Source organism: Paraburkholderia sp. SIMBA_030 (genome assembly GCF_046535245.1).
GTDB lineage: Bacteria > Pseudomonadota > Gammaproteobacteria > Burkholderiales > Burkholderiaceae > Paraburkholderia.
The window spans coordinates 65,348-82,059 of record NZ_JAWRXB010000021.1 but is presented as its reverse complement, the minus strand read 5'-3'; the positions used below and the strand labels follow the sequence as shown (position 1 = coordinate 82,059).

Annotated in this window: 14 protein-coding genes; 10 read left to right on the top strand and 4 right to left on the bottom strand. The window is 62.8% G+C overall.

Annotated features, from left to right (window positions below):
- Positions 1 to 96: 96 nt before the first annotated feature.
- Positions 97 to 627 carry a hypothetical protein gene (locus SB772_RS30465; RefSeq protein WP_410836872.1) on the top strand — a complete coding sequence of 177 codons (531 nt, stop codon included), beginning with the start codon at positions 97 to 99 and terminating at the stop codon, positions 625 to 627.
- A gap of 35 nt (positions 628 to 662) precedes the next feature.
- Here the strand turns inward: SB772_RS30465 and SB772_RS30460 are convergent, their stop codons facing one another.
- Positions 663 to 1,097 (bottom strand): hypothetical protein, encoded by a 435-nt coding sequence (locus tag SB772_RS30460; protein WP_410836968.1) that lies wholly within the window; start codon positions 1,095 to 1,097, stop codon positions 663 to 665.
- A gap of 236 nt (positions 1,098 to 1,333) precedes the next feature.
- Between SB772_RS30460 and SB772_RS30455 the strand changes: the two genes are divergently transcribed.
- The 6 genes from SB772_RS30455 to ggt all read left to right on the top strand — a co-directional run bounded on the left by SB772_RS30455 (position 1,334) and on the right by ggt (position 8,094).
- Entirely contained in the window at positions 1,334 to 2,044 is a 711-nt protein-coding gene (locus SB772_RS30455) for a CDP-alcohol phosphatidyltransferase family protein (protein WP_410836871.1), read from the top strand.
- Positions 2,041 to 2,859: a 2OG-Fe(II) oxygenase gene (locus tag SB772_RS30450; protein ID WP_410836870.1), complete on the top strand. Its 819-nt coding sequence runs from the start codon at positions 2,041 to 2,043 to the stop codon at positions 2,857 to 2,859. Before SB772_RS30455 ends, SB772_RS30450 begins: the two co-directional genes overlap by 4 nt.
- A complete protein-coding gene (locus SB772_RS30445) occupies positions 2,856 to 3,875 on the top strand; it encodes a flippase-like domain-containing protein (RefSeq protein WP_410836869.1) in 1,020 nt (339 codons plus the stop codon). The genes SB772_RS30450 and SB772_RS30445 overlap by 4 nt, the downstream gene beginning before the upstream one ends.
- Positions 3,876 to 3,900: 25 nt before the next feature.
- On the top strand, positions 3,901 to 4,665 hold the full coding sequence (locus SB772_RS30440) for an NTP transferase domain-containing protein (RefSeq protein WP_410836868.1): 765 nt from the start codon (positions 3,901 to 3,903) through the stop codon (positions 4,663 to 4,665).
- Positions 4,666 to 4,767: 102 nt separating this feature from the next.
- On the top strand, positions 4,768 to 6,171 hold the full coding sequence (locus SB772_RS30435; protein WP_410836967.1) for an MFS transporter: 1,404 nt from the start codon (positions 4,768 to 4,770) through the stop codon (positions 6,169 to 6,171).
- A 189-nt stretch (positions 6,172 to 6,360) separates the two neighbouring features.
- Positions 6,361 to 8,094 carry a gamma-glutamyltransferase gene (ggt, locus tag SB772_RS30430; RefSeq protein WP_410836867.1) on the top strand — a complete coding sequence of 578 codons (1,734 nt, stop codon included), beginning with the start codon at positions 6,361 to 6,363 and terminating at the stop codon, positions 8,092 to 8,094.
- Between the two features lie 107 nt (positions 8,095 to 8,201).
- Here ggt and SB772_RS30425 read toward each other — a convergent pair whose 3' ends face one another.
- Positions 8,202 to 9,239 (bottom strand): S1C family serine protease, encoded by a 1,038-nt coding sequence (locus SB772_RS30425; RefSeq protein WP_410836866.1) that lies wholly within the window; start codon positions 9,237 to 9,239, stop codon positions 8,202 to 8,204.
- Between the two features lie 186 nt (positions 9,240 to 9,425).
- Here SB772_RS30425 and SB772_RS30420 point away from each other — a divergent pair, with 186 nt between their 5' ends.
- Together SB772_RS30420 and ppk2 are read left to right on the top strand one after the other, a co-directional pair.
- Positions 9,426 to 9,833, top strand: coding sequence for a VOC family protein (locus SB772_RS30420; protein WP_410836865.1), 408 nt, complete (start codon positions 9,426 to 9,428; stop codon positions 9,831 to 9,833).
- A gap of 229 nt (positions 9,834 to 10,062) precedes the next feature.
- Positions 10,063 to 10,989 carry a polyphosphate kinase 2 gene (gene ppk2 / locus SB772_RS30415; protein WP_410836864.1) on the top strand — a complete coding sequence of 309 codons (927 nt, stop codon included), beginning with the start codon at positions 10,063 to 10,065 and terminating at the stop codon, positions 10,987 to 10,989.
- A 100-nt stretch (positions 10,990 to 11,089) separates the two neighbouring features.
- Here ppk2 and SB772_RS30410 read toward each other — a convergent pair whose 3' ends face one another.
- Both SB772_RS30410 and SB772_RS30405 read right to left on the bottom strand, forming a co-directional pair.
- Entirely contained in the window at positions 11,090 to 12,676 is a 1,587-nt protein-coding gene (locus SB772_RS30410) for an inorganic phosphate transporter (RefSeq protein ID WP_410836863.1), read from the bottom strand.
- Positions 12,677 to 12,908: 232 nt separating this feature from the next.
- Positions 12,909 to 13,955 carry a VTT domain-containing protein gene (locus tag SB772_RS30405; RefSeq protein ID WP_410836862.1) on the bottom strand — a complete coding sequence of 349 codons (1,047 nt, stop codon included), beginning with the start codon at positions 13,953 to 13,955 and terminating at the stop codon, positions 12,909 to 12,911.
- A gap of 509 nt (positions 13,956 to 14,464) precedes the next feature.
- Between SB772_RS30405 and SB772_RS30400 the strand changes: the two genes are divergently transcribed.
- The gene (locus SB772_RS30400; RefSeq protein ID WP_410836861.1) at positions 14,465 to 16,690 is read left to right on the top strand and encodes an NADP-dependent isocitrate dehydrogenase; all 2,226 of its coding nucleotides are present in this window, start codon (positions 14,465 to 14,467) and stop codon (positions 16,688 to 16,690) included.
- Positions 16,691 to 16,712: the final 22 nt, after the last annotated feature.

Below are 16,712 nucleotides of genomic sequence, written 5' to 3'. Positions count from 1 at the left end.
GTCCGTTCGTCATAGCGCCGCGTTCGGCGCGTGCGGGGCGGGTAGAATCACGTGCTTGAGATGTGTTTGAGCCCCGCGACCGTGAGTGAACCTGCAATGACCGATACACCCCTTCCTTCGTCCGACACCGCTGCCGATTCCACGACGGAAGGCTCGTCTGAAATGCCCGAAACCCAGCACGAAGCGCGTCTGTGGCGCGACGATGGCTGGACCGCGCGCGTCATCAAAAACGAGGACGACGACGGCTGGGCCGTCGAAATGATCAAGGACGGCGAGCCGGAACCGGCGCTCGTCGGCCCATGGACCATGGGCCGCAACAAGAAAGATCCGAAGCCGCTCGACACGTCGGCGTTCAACACGCTCGTGAAAACCGCGTCGGAAGTGCTGCGCCGCCATGAGCAGCAATTGCGCGCGCAGTTACATAAAGAGGTGCGAGTGGCCAACGGCGAAGACGAACTCGACATCACGCTGGATATCGTCCCCGATGAAGACGAGCCGTACGCGCTGTTGACCGCGCTCGACGCCTTCGGCGAACAGCTCGCGCAAGTACAGGTCGCGCCGAATTTCAAGCTCAGCAAGGCGAGCGCCGCTGCGTGGGTCGAAAACGAGTTTCGCCGGCCGGGCTAATCCGGCGCGTCGGTGGGGTATCTGACGGCCGCTCCTCAGCTCCGCTTGCAGAAAATCGCCGTCACGAGCGGCGCCACGCGATGCACGATGGCTGTGCTGCCGGCACCGGCAATCGCGCTCTGCACCTTGGACTCGCCGCCGAATACCACCACGCCGTAAGCGGATTGGGCGACCGGTTCGCCATCTCCGACGCGAAACATCGGGTCGTCTTTCTCGTAGCCGACCACTGCGAATACGTGAAAGCCGAATGCGGTCAGCTCAGCGCCCTGGGCCGGCGAGAATGCGTTGATCGAATTGCTCTCCACCCGCATTGGCTTCGGATCGATCATCTGCAGCTGAGCGAGGTCGGCGATGAACTGGTGGCCGCTCTCATTGCACGTCAACGGTGCATCGAGTGCGGCGGCATGGCCGGTGAGCGGCAGCGCCGCAGCAGACAGCGCAAGGAGTACAGAGGAAAAGAAGCGTTTCATAAGCGTGAATGGCGACCCGTATTCGATGTAGTGAGTTCGCAACGGGCGGCTATTGGTCGGGACCCGAAGGACGTTGCGCATCGAAAAATCCGGCGTTACAGGCGCAACTGGACTCGCACTTTATCTCGATTCGGCAAATCTTGCTTTGCCGCAGCCAGATTGCGGTCACGAATGGGTCTCCGGGAAGCTTGCATGGCGAAAGCAAGCTTTCAAAATCCCATATATATTTCCGGATTATGAATTCGCAACAAAAAACTCCTATCGACGTGCCGCAGCCCAGAATGTGGGACGCGCGGCTCGCTCGCCGGCTCGTGACCCCGCTCGTGAACACATGGGTCACGCCGAATCACCTCACCACACTACGCTTGCTGATCGGCGTCGCCGGCACGCTGTGTCTGGCTCACGGCGGCTTTGCATGGGCCAATGCGGGGGCTTTCCTGATCGTACTGTCGAACTTCGTCGATCACACGGACGGCGAACTCGCGCGCGTTGGCGGCAAGTCGAGCCGGATCGGTCATTTTTACGACCTCGCATGCGATGCCGTCGTGACTGTCATGTTGTTTGTCGGCATGGGCGTGGGTGTCGAAGCAGCGCGCGCCGACGAGCCGGCTGTAGCGCCCGGTCTGCTGGGCGCCGTGGCCGGCGTCGCGGTCGCGTTGATTTTCTTCCTGCGCATGCGCAGCGAGGAAATGGCGGGCAAAGCGGGCACCCGGCAGGCATCGGTCGGCGGTTTCGAAACCGAAGACGTGCTGTATCTGCTGCCGATCGTCACGCTGACGAGTGTCGTGACGCCATTTATCGTGGCAGCGTCGATCGGCGCGCCGCTCTTTGCGATCTGGGTGATTGTCGACTTCCGGCGCACCGCGCGCCGGGCCGCTCGTTCGGCGGCGACGGCCGCCAGCGCTTCCGAGGCTTCTAAATCCCGTCAAATGTGGGCCAGCGAATGAGCATGCACGCCGAAGAAGACGTGATCTCGCCATCTTCAGAACGTTTGCCCGGTTCGTCGCCGGCCGCCGTTGCACCCAATGCCGACCGCGCGGTCGCAAGCCGCACGCGCACGTTCGACAATCCGCGTCTGCGCAAGGATTTCGCCGATCAGGACGCGTTCCTGTATCTGGAAGACTTCCTCGCGCCCGAAGTCACCGCCCAGCTCGTCCAGAACGCCCGCGAGCTCCTCGACGAAGTGAACCGCAATTATCTGCCGGGTCACAAGCAGGGCGGCAGCGTGAGCCGTCATACCATCGACCGCCTCGCGCCATTCATCGCCGAGCTGTACCGTTCGAAAGCGTTGATCGGCTGGCTCGAGCAACTGAGCGGCGACAAGCTGCAAGTGTCGCCCGCGGACGATCCGCACGCATACGCGCTGTACTACTACACCCGCGCCGGCGACCACATCGGCTGGCATTACGACACTTCGTACTATGACGGCCGCCGCTACACGCTGCTGCTCGGCGTGATCGACGAATCGTCGTGCCGGCTCGACTACGAATTGCATACGCGCAATCCGGATGTGCCGGATCAGCCGGGTTCAGTGCAGATTCCGCCGGGCGGTCTGGTGTTCTTCGACGGCGACAAGCTGCGTCATCGAGTCACGCCGGCCGGCGCAAACGAAATGCGCGTGTCGCTGACGTTCGAATACGTTACCGACCCGAACATGCGGCCGTGGCGCCGTTTCATCTCGAACATGAAGGACGCGATCGCGTACTTCGGCTTCCGTCAGGTTTTCCGTCAGATGACCAGGCGCGGCAAGGACCCCGCATGACGCGCGTGGCCCTGATTCTGCTGTCGTTCGGGACGGCGCTCTTTGTCGGCCTGCTCGCATGGCAGGGTTTCGGTTCGGTCGCCTCGACGCTGCTCGCGGCGGGCTGGGGTCTCGTGCTCGTCGCGGCGTTTCACCTCGTGCCGCTGGTGCTCGACGCCGGCGCGATTTCGGTGCTGTTCCAGCGTCATCGCGACGGCGTGCATCGCAATCTGACGCTGCGCGACGCGCTGTTCGCACGCTGGATCGGCGAATCGGTCAATAGCCTGTTGCCGGCCGGCCAGATCGGCGGTCCGGTGGTGATGGTGCGGCAACTTTCGCAGCGCGGCATGCGGATGCGAGATGCGGCTGCCGCGATCACCGTCAGCACGACTGCACAGGCGCTCGCGCAAATCGTTTTCGCGCTGCTCGGGCTGCTGCTGTTCGGCACCTACGCCGCGCACGGCGCGCTGCACGATCTGCGAACCGCAACGCTGCTCGCCACCGGCGTGCTGGCCGCGCTGATCGCAGGCTTTTACTACGCGCAGCGGCGCGGCTTGTTCGGCCGTTTGCTGGGCGTCGTCTCGAGGATGTTCGGCAAGCACGACTGGTCAGCGCTCATGACGCGCGCCGAAGCCGTCGACGCCGCCGTGCAGGCGATCTACCGCGAACGCCGCCGCGTCGCGCTCAGTTTCGCGCTGAGCCTGCTGGGCTGGATCGTCGGCACGGTCGAGGTGTGGCTCGCGCTGCGCTTTCTCGGCCATCCGGTCGATTGGCTCGATGCGTTGCTGCTGGAAAGCCTCGGGCAGGCGATCCGCGGCGCGGCGTTCATGATTCCCGGCTCGCTCGGCGTGCAGGAGGGCGGTTATCTGCTGCTCGCGCCGCTGGCCGGTTTGCCGCCGGATGCGGCGCTGGCGTTGTCGCTGGCCAAGCGCGCTCGCGAAATCCTGCTGGGCCTGCCGGGTCTGCTGGTTTTGCACTTCAACGAACGAAGCTGGCAACGGCGGCGCGCCACGGCGCGCGTGCCGGCTGCCGACTAGTCCGTACTTTTTCAAAGGACCGCGCATGCGTGCCATCATCCTCGCAGCGGGCCTCGGCCTGCGTCTCCAGCAACCGCCGCAGGCACAGTTCCCGAAGTGTCTGTTGCAGTTCGACGGCATGAGCCTGCTCGAACGGCATCTGCAAATGCTTGAAACGGCCGGCGTGACGGATGTCGTGCTGGCGCTCGGTTTCCAGCCGGAGTCGGTACAAGCGGAACTGCAGCGGATCGACTGGCCGCATCGGGTGGAAACCGTGCTGAATCCGCGTTTCGACCTGGGCAGCGTGCTGACGGTGCACACGGTGGCCGAGGCGTTGACGCGCGGCGGCGACGTGCTGCTGATGGACGCCGACGTGCTGTACGACGAGCGCATCCTCAGCGCGCTGGTGGCGGGCGAGACGGTCAACCGTCTGCTGATCGACCGTGAATTCGAAGCCGGCGACGAACCCGTCAAGCTGTGCCTCAAAGACGGCGTGCCGGTCGAATTGCGCAAACAGCTCGCGGTCAATCTCGAGTACGACACGATCGGCGAATCGGTGGGGTTCTTCCGCTTCCGCGAAGAAGCTGCCCGGCGCTTTGCGCAGATCGTTGCCGGTTATGTCGATAGCGGCCGGGCCAACATGCCTCACGAAGAAGCCGTGCGCGACCTGCTGCTGGAACACAGCCAGGTGTTCGATACGGCTGACGTGACCGGCGCGCCGTGGATCGAAATCGACTTCCCGAACGACGTCGCCCGCGCGAGCACCGAGATTCTGCCGCAGCTGCAACCGCTGGTCAGCGCGCCGCGTTAAGGGGCGGGCCTGAATAACAGGCCGCTGCAACACCATCTGTTGTCGATGCGATGCGATAATCGCGGCTTTACGCCGACGGCTTAGCACGCCGTCGTCATGCCAATGCCTCTCGCTTTAGGCACTTTCATCGTTCCGTTGATCGTCGCGTGTGCCATGTTCATGGAAAACGTGGACGGCACGGTCATCGTGACGTCGCTGCCGGTTCTGGCGCGCGATCTCGGCCAGGATCCCATCACCCTCAAGCTCGCCGTGACGGCTTATGTCATCGGCCTCGGCGTCTTCATTCCAATCTGCGGCTGGGTCGCGGACCGCTTCGGGTCCCGCACGGTGTTTCGCACGGCAATCGGCATCTTCATGGCCGGCTCGCTGATGTGCGCGGCCTCCACGTCGCTCGGCACCTTCGTGTTTGCCCGCTTCGTGCAGGGCATCGGCGGCGCGATGATGGTGCCGGTCGGTCGCATCATCATTTTCCGCTCGATGCCGAAGTCGGACTTCATTCGCGCGGTCAACTATCTGACGGTGCCCGCACTGCTCGGGCCGGTGGTCGGGCCGCCGCTCGGCGGCTTCATCACGACGTATCTGCACTGGCGTCTGATCTTCTTCATCAACATTCCGATTGGCCTGCTCGGCATCTGGCTTGCGAACAAGCACATCGCGAACGTGCGCGAAGCGCATCCCGGGCGGCTCGACTGGACCGGCTTCGTGCTGTCCGCGAGCGGGGCGTCGCTGTTCATGCTGGGCTTGTCGCTGGTGGGCGGCGAGCTGGTGTCGAACGCGGTTTCGATTGGCATGGGCGGGCTCGGCCTGGTGCTGCTGCTGATTTACGCGTTGTATGCGAGCCGCGTCGAATTGCCGGTGCTCGATTTGCGGCTACTGCGCATTCCAAGTTTTCACGCGAGTGTGGTGGGCGGTTCGCTGTTTCGTATCGGCCTCGGGGCGGTGCCGTTTCTGTTGCCGCTTGCGTTGCAGGAAGGGCTGGGCATGACTGCGTTCAAGTCCGGGTCGATCACTTGCGCGTCAGCGTTCGGGTCGATCTTCATGAAGGCGGCCGCGTCGCGCATTCTTGAACGCTTCGGTTTCCGCACGGTGCTGATGTTCAACGCGGGCTGCGCCGGGCTCGCCATTGCGGTCTACGGACTGTTCTTTCCCGGCACGCCGCATTGGCTGATCTGGTGTGTCGTGCTGTTCGGCGGCTTCTTTCCGTCGTTGCAGTTCACGTCGCTGAACACCTTGGCGTATGCGGATATTCCGAGCCGCGATGTCGGCCGCGCGACGAGTGTCGCGAGCGTGATCCAGCAGATTTCGTTGGGGCTCGGCGTGACGATTGCGGGTCTCGTGCTGCAACTCTCACACAACGTACAGGGTCATTCGACCATCGTCTTCTCCGACTTCTGGCCGGCGTTCCTCGTGGTCGGCCTGTTCTCGTTCATGTCGATTCCGGTGACTGCGCGTTTGCCGCAAGGCGCCGGCGATGAAATCGCGCGCGGCAACCGGGGCCGCGCCTGAACGCTCGGTGTGCTGCGCCGCTCATGCCGCTGCGGAGCGCTTCGACCGGACCTTTCTGCGCGTCTTTTTTGTGTGCTGCAGCATGCGCACTACGGATGCCGCGGCTTCGCAACGGGACGGTTCGCATGTTATAAGCCCAAGACAGTTTTTTTCGTCGTCGTATGAGAGAGTCGTCATGGGGGGTATTCAATGAGGTTGTTCCGCAACGCCAAATCATCTGCCAGTGGATTCGCGCTGGTTGCACTCGTCTCCGTTTCCGTCGGTTTTCTCGAGGCCACGCCTGCAGTCGCGAAGCCGCCGGCGAAACCTCAACCGGCTGTTCTCACGGCTTCCGCCATTGCGGTCGCCGACAAGTACAGCGCCGACGCCGCTGAGCAGATCTTCAAGGAAGGCGGCAATGCCGTCGATGCGGCAGTCGCGATTGCCTTCACGCTTGCCGTGACGTATCCGGAAGCAGGCAATATCGGCGGCGGCGGTTTCATGACGCTGTATGTCGACGGCAAGCCGTACTTCCTCGACTATCGTGAGCGAGCGCCGCTGGCGGCCACCAAGAACATGTACCTCGACGACAAGGGCGAAGTCATCAAGGGCATGAGCCTGTTCGGCTACCGCGCGGTCGGCGTGCCAGGCACCGTCGATGGCATGTGGCAGGCGCAACGCCGCTTCGGCAAGCTCAAGTGGAAGCAGGTGCTTGCGCCGTCGATTCACTATGCACGCGAGGGTTTTGAAGTCAGCCAGCAATTGCAGGATCGTCGCGACGAGGCGGCGAAAGACTTCGCCGGCAAGACCAACTTCGACACCTACTTCGGCAATCTGAAGCAGGGCGTCAACTTCAAGCAACCCGATCTCGCTGCGGTGCTCACGCGCATTTCGGATCAAGGCGCGAAAGACTTTTATAGCGGTAAGACGGCTGATCTGATCGCGGCTTCAATGCGCGGTCACGGCCTGATTACGAAGGCCGATCTGCAACAGTACAAGGCCGTGTGGCGCCAGCCGATCCAGGCGGACTGGAACGGTTATCGCGTCTACACCGCGCCGCCGCCGAGCTCGGGCGGTATCGGTCTCGTGCAACTGCTGAAGATGAAAGCCGATATCGCGCCTGACTTCAAGGACGTCGCGCTCAATTCCGCACAATACGTGCATCTGATCGCGGAAATCGAAAAGCGCGTGTTCGCCGATCGCGCGCAGTATCTCGGCGACCCGGACTTCTACAAGGTGCCGATCGCGCAACTAACCGACGACGCGTACATCGCCAAGCGTGCCGCCGAAGTCAATCCGAATACGCCGTCGGATACGAAGAGCGTGCAGCCGGGCCTCGGCACGTCGATGCCGGAGAAAGCGGAAACCACGCACTTCTCGGTGATCGACAAGTGGGGTAACGCGGTGTCGAACACGTACACGATCAATGGCTATTTCGGCTCGGGCGTGGTGGCGGACCGTACCGGCATCGTGCTGAACGACGAGATGGACGACTTCTCCGCGAAGCCGGGCGTTGCCAATATGTTCGGCGTAGTGGGCAGCGACGCGAATTCGATCGAACCGAAGAAGCGCCCGTTATCGTCGATGAGTCCGACCATCCTGACCAAAGACGGCAAGGTGTCGCTCGTGATCGGCACGCCGGGCGGCTCGCGCATCTTCACGTCGATCTTCCAGGTGATCAACAATATTTACGACTTCAACATGCCGTTGGCTGAAGCGGTTGGCGCGATGCGCTTCCATCATCAGCTGTTGCCGCCGAATACGATCTTCTGGGAGCCGTACAAGCCGATCGACGGCGAACTCGCCAAGCAGATCGAAGCCAAGGGCTACACGCTGAAGGGGCAGGATTTCAGCGGCGACATCCAGGCGATCAAGGTCAACGGCGATACGCCCGAAGCCGCTGCCGATCCGCGTGGCCGTGGCGTGACGCGGGTGATCCAGTAAGCGGTCGATGCAAGCCGGACGGTGCGTCGCGGAGACGTGCCGTGTTTAACAGAAAAGCCTCGCGCTGATTTCGCGCGAGGCTTTTTTATTGCGGCGGAAGTGGTGAATCAGCTGCTCTGCTCGACCGGCGTCAACGTCAAATCGAGCCGTTGCGCACCGCGCAAAACCGTTATGTCGACGGGTTTGTCGATACGCGAGGAATCGAGCGTGCGTTGCAGGCCATCGACGTCTTGCACTGCGAGTGCGTCGATCGCGACGATCGTATCGTCGGTGCGCAGGCCGCCGATTGCGGCCGGGCTGCCTTTGACGATTTCCATCACCTGTACGCCGCTCCCGGACGTCAAGCCGAAGTAGCGCTGCGTGCGGCGCGACAGCGGCCTCGTGATACCCGCCACGCCGATGTACGCGCGCCGCACGCGGCCGTACGCGAAGATCTGCATGATGACCCACTTGGCCGTGTCGATCGCGGTGGCGAAGCAGATCGCCTGCGCGCCCGGGATGATCGCGGTGTTCACGCCGATGACCTGGCCCGCCGAATTGATCAGCGGACCGCCCGAATTGCCCGGATTGAGCGCGGCATCGGTCTGGATCACGTCGTAGATCATGCGGCCCGAGTTCGAGCGCAGCGAGCGGCCGAGCGCCGACACCACGCCGGTCGTGACGGTTTGCGCGAGCCCGAGCGGATTGCCGACCGCGATCGCAATCTGCCCGACCTTGAGCCGCGACGATTCGCCGAGTTCGACGTGCGGCAACGGTTCGGGCGAGCCGATGCGCAGCACGGCCAGATCGCTGCCCGGGTCGTCGCCGACCAGATCGGCATCGTATTGCGCGCCGTCGGCGAGCGTGACGCGAATGTGCGTGGCGCCATGCACGACGTGGCTGTTGGTGAGCAGGTAGCCGTCGGGCGTGAACAGGAAGCCGGAGCCGGTGCCGCCGCGCGTGTTGCGGCTACCCACTTCGCCCGGCAGCCGGCGCTCGACGGAAATGAAGGCGACGGCTTGCTGGACGCGTTCCAGCGCGCCGATGACGGTGCGGGAATAGGCGTCGAGCAGAGCGTCGTCGGATAACGGATTGAGTGTGGCTGGCCCGGGGGCGTCGGACGCGGCGCGCGACAGGTCATCGATGAAGCTAGGGCGGCTTCCCATGGCGATGCTCCGGATGATCGGGAACGCAGATGCGGGACGTCGCGTGCGTTTTCAAGTGCGGTGCAACCCTACGGTGCGTAGGCGCTGCCTGTGAGACACTTTCCTGCGCCAGCCTGCACCGCCGCGCCTGCGGGAATCCCGGCGCCCGGTGCGTCATGGGCTTGCCATGCCAAGGAGACAGCCATCATGAATTCGCCCGCCACCCCGGTCGCAGCGACCGCTGCGACCGTGCAGCCGGAACCGCGCATCGAATCGCTCAGCGCCATCACCCTCGCCACCGGCGATATGCCGCGCGCGGTGCGGTTTTATGAAGCGCTCGGTTTCCCGATAAAATTCGGCGGTCCGCGGGAAGCATTTACGTCGTTTGCGTTCGGCGGGTCGTATCTGAATCTGATCGTCGATGCGCGTGCGCCGGTCAACTGGTGGGGCCGCGTCATCATCCATGTCTCGGATGTCGACGCGCTCTATCGGAAAGCGCTGGCGGCAGGGCTGAAGCCGTCGCTCGAACCGTCCGATGCGCCGTGGGGCGAGCGATATTTTCACATTACCGATCCGGACGGTCACGAACTGAGCTTCGCAAAGCCGCTGCGCTAGCGCCGGGCCGGACGCGCAAAACTCGCTATCATGGTTGTCAGCCAGGTGTGCAGGCCGACGGTGCGCGCGGATCGTGCAAACCCGCTGCGAACGTCATGCAAACGTCGTGCAAGCGCGCGGTTGCCCGGCAAGTAACACGGCTGACACCTCGTGCTTCGATAATCGACGCATTTGTGCGCGCTGCGCTTGCGCCGCGCGCCTACCCATTTCCGTTGCCAGGAGAACCGCGATGAAAGAGCTGGATTCGAGACCCGAGGCCGAATTGCTGGCAGAGCGGCAGCGCCGTTTCGAGGAAGACCTCATCGATGCGTACGACGAGGAGCTCGAAATGGAGGTCGACGACCGCATTATCGACGGCTCGGACGGCTTCACGCCGGAGCATCGCGAGGCGCGCAAGATGTACTTCCGCGAGTTGTTCCGGCTGCAGGGCGAGCTCGTCAAGCTGCAGGACTGGATCGTACAGACCGGTCATCGGCTCGTGGTGATTTTCGAAGGACGCGATGCGGCCGGCAAGGGCGGCGCGATCAAACGCATCACGCAGCGGCTCAACCCGCGCGTGTGCCGCGTTGCGGCGCTGCCGGCGCCGAATAACCGCGAACGCACGCAGTGGTATTTCCAGCGCTACGTCTCGCATCTGCCGGCAGGCGGCGAAATGGTGCTGTTCGATCGCAGCTGGTACAACCGCGCGGGCGTCGAGCGCGTGATGAATTTTTGCAGCGACGAAGAGTACGAGGAATTTTTCCGCTCGGTGCCGGAGTTCGAAAAGATGCTCGCGAGAAGCGGCGTACAGATACTCAAATACTGGTTTTCGATCACCGACGAAGAGCAGGAAATCCGCTTCCAGAACCGCATCCACGATCCGCTCAAGCAGTGGAAACTGAGCCCGATGGATCTGGAAAGCCGGCGCCGCTGGGAAGCCTATACGCAGGCCAAGGAAGTCATGCTGCAACGCTCGCACATTCCCGAAGCGCCGTGGTGGGTCGTGCAGGCGGTCGACAAGAAGCGCGCACGGCTGAACTGCATTCATCATCTGCTGAGCCAGGTGCCGTATCACGAGATCGAGCACCCGAGTATCGAACTGCCTGCGCGGGTCTATAACGCCGAATACCTTCGCCAGCCGGTGCCGCAATCGATGATCGTGCCGGAAGTGTATTGACGTGTATTGATTGCCGGAACGGCGAAAACGGAAAAAGCTTCTAAGCGCCGATTTTTCGCCAGCGCTTCCGAGGGCCGGTCGCCTGACCGGCCCCGGCGGTTTAGAACACCATGCGGAACAACCAGTACAAGCCCGCGGCCAGCGCGATAGAAACCGGCAGCGTCAGCACCCACGCGAGGATCAGGCTGCGCACGGTGGCCCACTGCAAGCCGGAGCCGTTGGCCGCCATGGTTCCGGCCACGCCCGACGACAACACGTGCGTTGTCGAAACCGGCAAGCCATACGCGTCGGCCGCGCCGATCGTCAGCATGGCCACCATTTCAGCCGATGCCCCCTGGCCGTAGGTCAGATGCTGCTTGCCGATCTTCTCGCCGACCGTCACGACGATGCGCTTCCAGCCCACCATCGTGCCCAGACCCAGCGCGATGGCGACCGCAACCTTGACCCACGTCGGGATGAACTTCGTGGCGTGATCGGTTTGCGCCTTGAAGTTGTCGATGGCCTTGGCGTCGTCCGCGGAGAAGGCGGGTTGTTTGGCCTTGTCCATCAGACGGATCGCTTCTGATGCGACATACATATTGTTGCGCACGTTATCGACGAGGCTTTGCGGCACGGCCGCCATCGATCCCGATGCGCCGACCTGCTGGCCAATCAGACCGACCAGTTGCTGCAAGGCCGGCAACGTCGCGGGCGTCAATTGGCGGGTGCGGACATAGGCTTCCACATCGGCGCGCGGATTCGCGGAAGGCGGCGCGCCGTTGGTGTACTTGGCAAGCGTCGCCGAGACCTGCTGCGAGACCGCGAGGAAGGTTTGCGTTTCGGCCGGCGTAACCGCCTTGTTCAATGCATACGCTGTCGGCACCGTGCCGATCAGGATCAGCATGATGAGGCCCATGCCTTTCTGGCCGTCGTTCGAACCGTGCGCGAACGAAACGCCCGTGCAGGTCAGAATCAGCAGGCAGCGAATCCAGAAAGGTGGCGGTTCCTTGCCCTTCGGCTCGTTATACAAGGCCGGAATGCGCACCACGGCCTTCAGGATCAGCAGCAGCAAACCGGACGCCAGAAAGCCTACCAGCGGCGAAAACAGCAACGACTTGCCGACGCCGAGCGCCTGGTTCCAATCGACGCCGCTGGTGCCGGACGCGCCATGCAGCATCTGATTCATCAGGCCGACGCCGATAATCGAGCCGATCAGCGTATGCGAGCTCGACGACGGCAGTCCGAAATACCAGGTGCCGAGATTCCAGATGATCGCGGCGATCAGCAGCGCGAAGACCATCGCAAAGCCGGCGCTGCTGCCCACTTGCAAGATCAACTCGACCGGCAGCAGTTGCAGGATGCCGAACGCCACCGCGCCGGTTGAAGTCAGCACGCCGAGGAAATTCCATGCGCCTGACCAGACCACCGCAATGTTGGGTGCGAGCGAGTGTGTGTAAATCACAGTGGCGACTGCATTCGCGGTGTCATGAAAGCCGTTGACGAACTCGAAACCGAGTGCGATCAGGAGTGCGATGGCGAGCAGGAAATAAGGCAGGACAGAGATTTCGTGAACCGACTGCAAGTCGTCCAGCAAATGCGTGGCGCAATAAACGGCACCCACAGCGATCACAACCAGGAAAATGATGAGGCCGAGATTGCGCCCCTTTCCACTTGCAGCATCGGGTTGCGGGTACGAAAGTTCCGGCATGGCCTGTGCCCTCGAAGTTTGTCGCGGAGCATTCGATGCTGAGCGGGCCGTGTGTCGCAATGATGACAGCGGGTGCGACACCCATGCGGGACGGGGCCTGGAGGGAAGTTCGCGGAGATTTTCCGCGCACTGCGGGGGTGCATTACCAGAGGACCGGATCAACCCAGGCAGGCCGGGTTCGGTGTTTGTCGTGGCGCCGGATTCGATCACCCGGCGTTGTTGCGTCGCGTGTTCAGGCGCCTTCGTTGCGCCGTGGCGCGAGTCCGCGCAGCGTGACTGCGTCGCGCGTGTCGCCGGGTGGTTTCGCGACGCGTGTGCCGGTCGTCAGTTCGTCAACCGGCGATAGTGGCTCGACGGGAAAGCCGCGCCGTTGCCACGCGTCCAGGCCGCCTTTTAGTGCGCGAATCCGCGTGTAGCCGTTGCGGCGCATCCGTTCCGTGACGTCGACGGCAGTCGCGCTGTCCGGGCAGATGCAGTAAATGACGGTGTCATGGACGAGCAGCGCGCCGTCGATCTGTTCGGGCGAGTGCGGATCGAGCGCCAGCGCGCCGGGGATGCGGCGCGGCGCTTCATGCGCCAGCGCCTCTGGACGCGCATCCAGGACCATGGGCGGTGCGATGCGGCGCCATCCGGCGGGTGTGGCTTCCGGATCGGCATCCGGTGCTGCGGGTGCGAACCGCCGACGCTCGCGGCGCCGTTGCAGCAGGCGAAACGCCAGGTACACCAATGCGGCTGCCAGCAGGATATCGATGACCGTGCCGCCGCGTGCTCTGACGAACGCGAGCAGCATATGCAGCTGCCGTTCTGCCGCGGCGCCGCCGAGCAGCCAGAAGGTGGCCCACGCCGTCACGCCGGCGATGTCCCACGCTGCGTAGATGCGTGCATCGACGGCTGTCGTGCCCATCAATGGCGGGGTGATGAGCCCGAGCCCGGGGACGAACTTCGAGATCGACACGAGCGGAACGCCGAAGCGCTCGAATAGCGAGCGTGCTTTGCCGAGTTTCGAATCGATGGCGGGCGACAGCCGGCTGAGCGCGAAGATCAGTTTGCGGCCGTAGATGCGGCCCGCCGTGAACCACGCGCCATCGCCGATGAGCGCACCGAGCACGGCGGCGCCGAAGACCGGCCAGAAAGACAGCGAGCCGGCAGCGATTGCCGAGCCCGCGAACAGTAGCATTGGAACCGCGGGGATCGGCACGCCGAGGCGTGTCAACAGGACGTTCAGGAATACGACTGCGGCGCCCCAGGTTGAAACCGCCGAAGACGGAAACTCTACCAATTGGGATGCTCCTGCTGGTTGGGTTTTTGGGGTTTCGCCGTGGTGCGTGTGCTCCTGTCGGGGGGCTTTGCTGATGAGAATACTCGAAGGGAAGCGAGGTTGTTTTTTTGCCCTTCCGGTGGTGTGTGTCTGTGTGCCGCGCAGGCAAACAAACCAGGAAAAAACTACCGCCGCAGCTGTACAGCCAACAACCAGCGGCAAACGCTTACAAATTGCAATGCAAGTGATTCGCATTGACAGCGAAACCACGTTCGAGTCATCTATAAGACATCTGACGAAAGACCTGGCGTGATGGCCTCTAACCCATGCCTGGCGGGCTTCGGCCGCATTTAGGGCGTCTCTGGGATATGTTTATCTAGCAGCGGGTACTGGAAAACACGCATATACTCACGTGCGGGCCGTAAAAAGTAGTGCCGCGGGTCGCGCGGCATTTGCGCCGTTCGTCGCAACCTCGCTGGCTCAGCGCTACCAACGCTCTGTCTTTCATTTCACCAAGCAAAGCATTAAACATGTCCACGCCAAAGATCATCTATACCCTTACCGACGAAGCGCCTGCACTGGCGACTTACTCGTTGCTCCCGATCGTCAAGGCTTTCACGCGTTCGTCCGACGTGATCGTTGAAACGCGTGATATCTCGCTTGCCGGCCGGATCATCGCTGCATTTCCGGATTATCTGACCGCGGAACAAAAGGGTTCCGACGATCTGGCGGAACTGGGTGCGCTCACCACGCGCCCGGAAGCGAACATCGTCAAGCTGCCGAACATCAGCGCGTCGGTGCCGCAGCTGAAGGCCGCGATCACGGAACTGCGCGACCAGGGCTACAAGCTGCCGGCCTATCCGGACGAAGCGAAGACCGACGCTGAAAAAGACGTCAAGGCTCGCTACGACAAGATCAAGGGCAGCGCGGTGAACCCGGTGCTGCGCGAAGGCAATTCGGATCGCCGCGCGCCGTTGTCGGTCAAGAACTACGCACGCAAGCATCCGCACAAGATGGGCGCATGGAGCGCGGACTCGAAGTCGCACGTGGCGCACATGAGCGGCGGCGATTTCTACGGCAGCGAAAAATCCGCGCTGATCGCGGCGGCCGGCAGCGTGAAGATCGAATTGACGGCGACTGACGGCACGAAGACGGTCCTGAAAGAAAAAACGGCGGTGCTGGCGGGCGAGATCATCGACGCTTCGGTGATCAGCAAGAACGCGTTGCGCAGCTTCATCGAAGCGGAGATCGCCGATGCGAAGAGCAAGGGCGTGCTGTTCTCGGTGCACCTGAAAGCCACCATGATGAAGGTGTCGGATCCGATCATCTTCGGTCACGTTGTGTCGGTGTTCTACAAGGATGTACTGACAAAGCACGCGGACGCATTGGCGCAAGTGGGCTTCAATCCGAACAACGGCATCGGCGATCTGTACGCGCGCCTGAAAGTTCTGCCGGCCGAAACGCGTGAAGCGATCGAGGCGGATATCAAGGCACAGTACGAACAGCGCCCGCCGCTGGCAATGGTCAATTCCGACAAGGGCATCACGAGCCTGCACGTGCCGAGCGACGTGATCGTCGACGCGTCGATGCCGGCCATGATTCGCGAGTCGGGCAAGATGTGGGGCGCGGACGGCGCACTGCACGACGCCAAAGCGGTCATCCCGGACCGTTGCTACGCGGGCGTCTACCAGGCTGTGATCGAAGACAGCAAGAAACACGGCGCGTTCGACCCGGTCACGATGGGCACCGTGCCCAACGTCGGCCTGATGGCGCAAGCAGCGGAAGAATACGGTTCACACGACAAGACGTTCCAGATTCCAGCGAACGGTGTGGTTCGCGTGACCGATACGGCGGGTCAGGTTCTGCTCGAGCAGCCGGTCGAAGCCGGCGACATCTGGCGCATGTGCCAGGCCAAGGACGCACCGATCCAGGATTGGGTCAAGCTCGCGGTCAACCGCGCACGCGCTACCGGCACGCCCGCGATTTTCTGGCTGGACGCGGCTCGCGCGCATGACGCGCAGATCATCAGCAAGGTCGAGCGCTACCTGAAGAATCACGACACCAGCGGTCTGGATATCCGCATCATGACGCCGGTCGAAGCGACCCGTTTCTCGCTCGAGCGCATTCGCGCCGGCAAGGACACGATTTCGGTCACCGGCAACGTGCTGCGCGACTACCTGACCGACCTGTTCCCGATCATGGAACTGGGCACCAGCGCGAAGATGCTGTCGATCGTTCCGCTGATGGCAGGTGGCGGCATGTTCGAAACCGGTGCCGGCGGTTCGGCGCCGAAGCACGTTCAGCAACTGGTCGAAGAGGGTTTCCTGCGTTGGGATTCGCTCGGCGAATTCCTCGCACTGGCTGCGTCGCTCGAACACCTGAGCAATGCTTATCACAATCCGAAGGCGGCGGTCCTGGCCAAAACGCTGGATCAGGCGACCGGCAAGTTCCTCGATAACGACAAGTCGCCGGCGCGCAAGGTCGGCGGTATCGACAATCGCGGCAGCCACTTCTACCTGGCGATGTACTGGGCTGAGGCACTGGCCGCGCAAACCGAAGACGGGGCACTGCAGGCGCAGTTCGCCGGCGTTGCGAAGGCGATGGCCGACAACGAAGCGAAGATTCTCGACGAGTTGGGCGCAGTGCAAGGCAAGCCGGTGGATATCGGCGGCTACTATCGTCCGAGCGTTGAACTGACGAGCAAGGCTATGCGCCCGAGCTCGACGTTGAACCAGATCGTGGACGCTGTCGCCTAAAGTACTGAACGCGGTAAACACG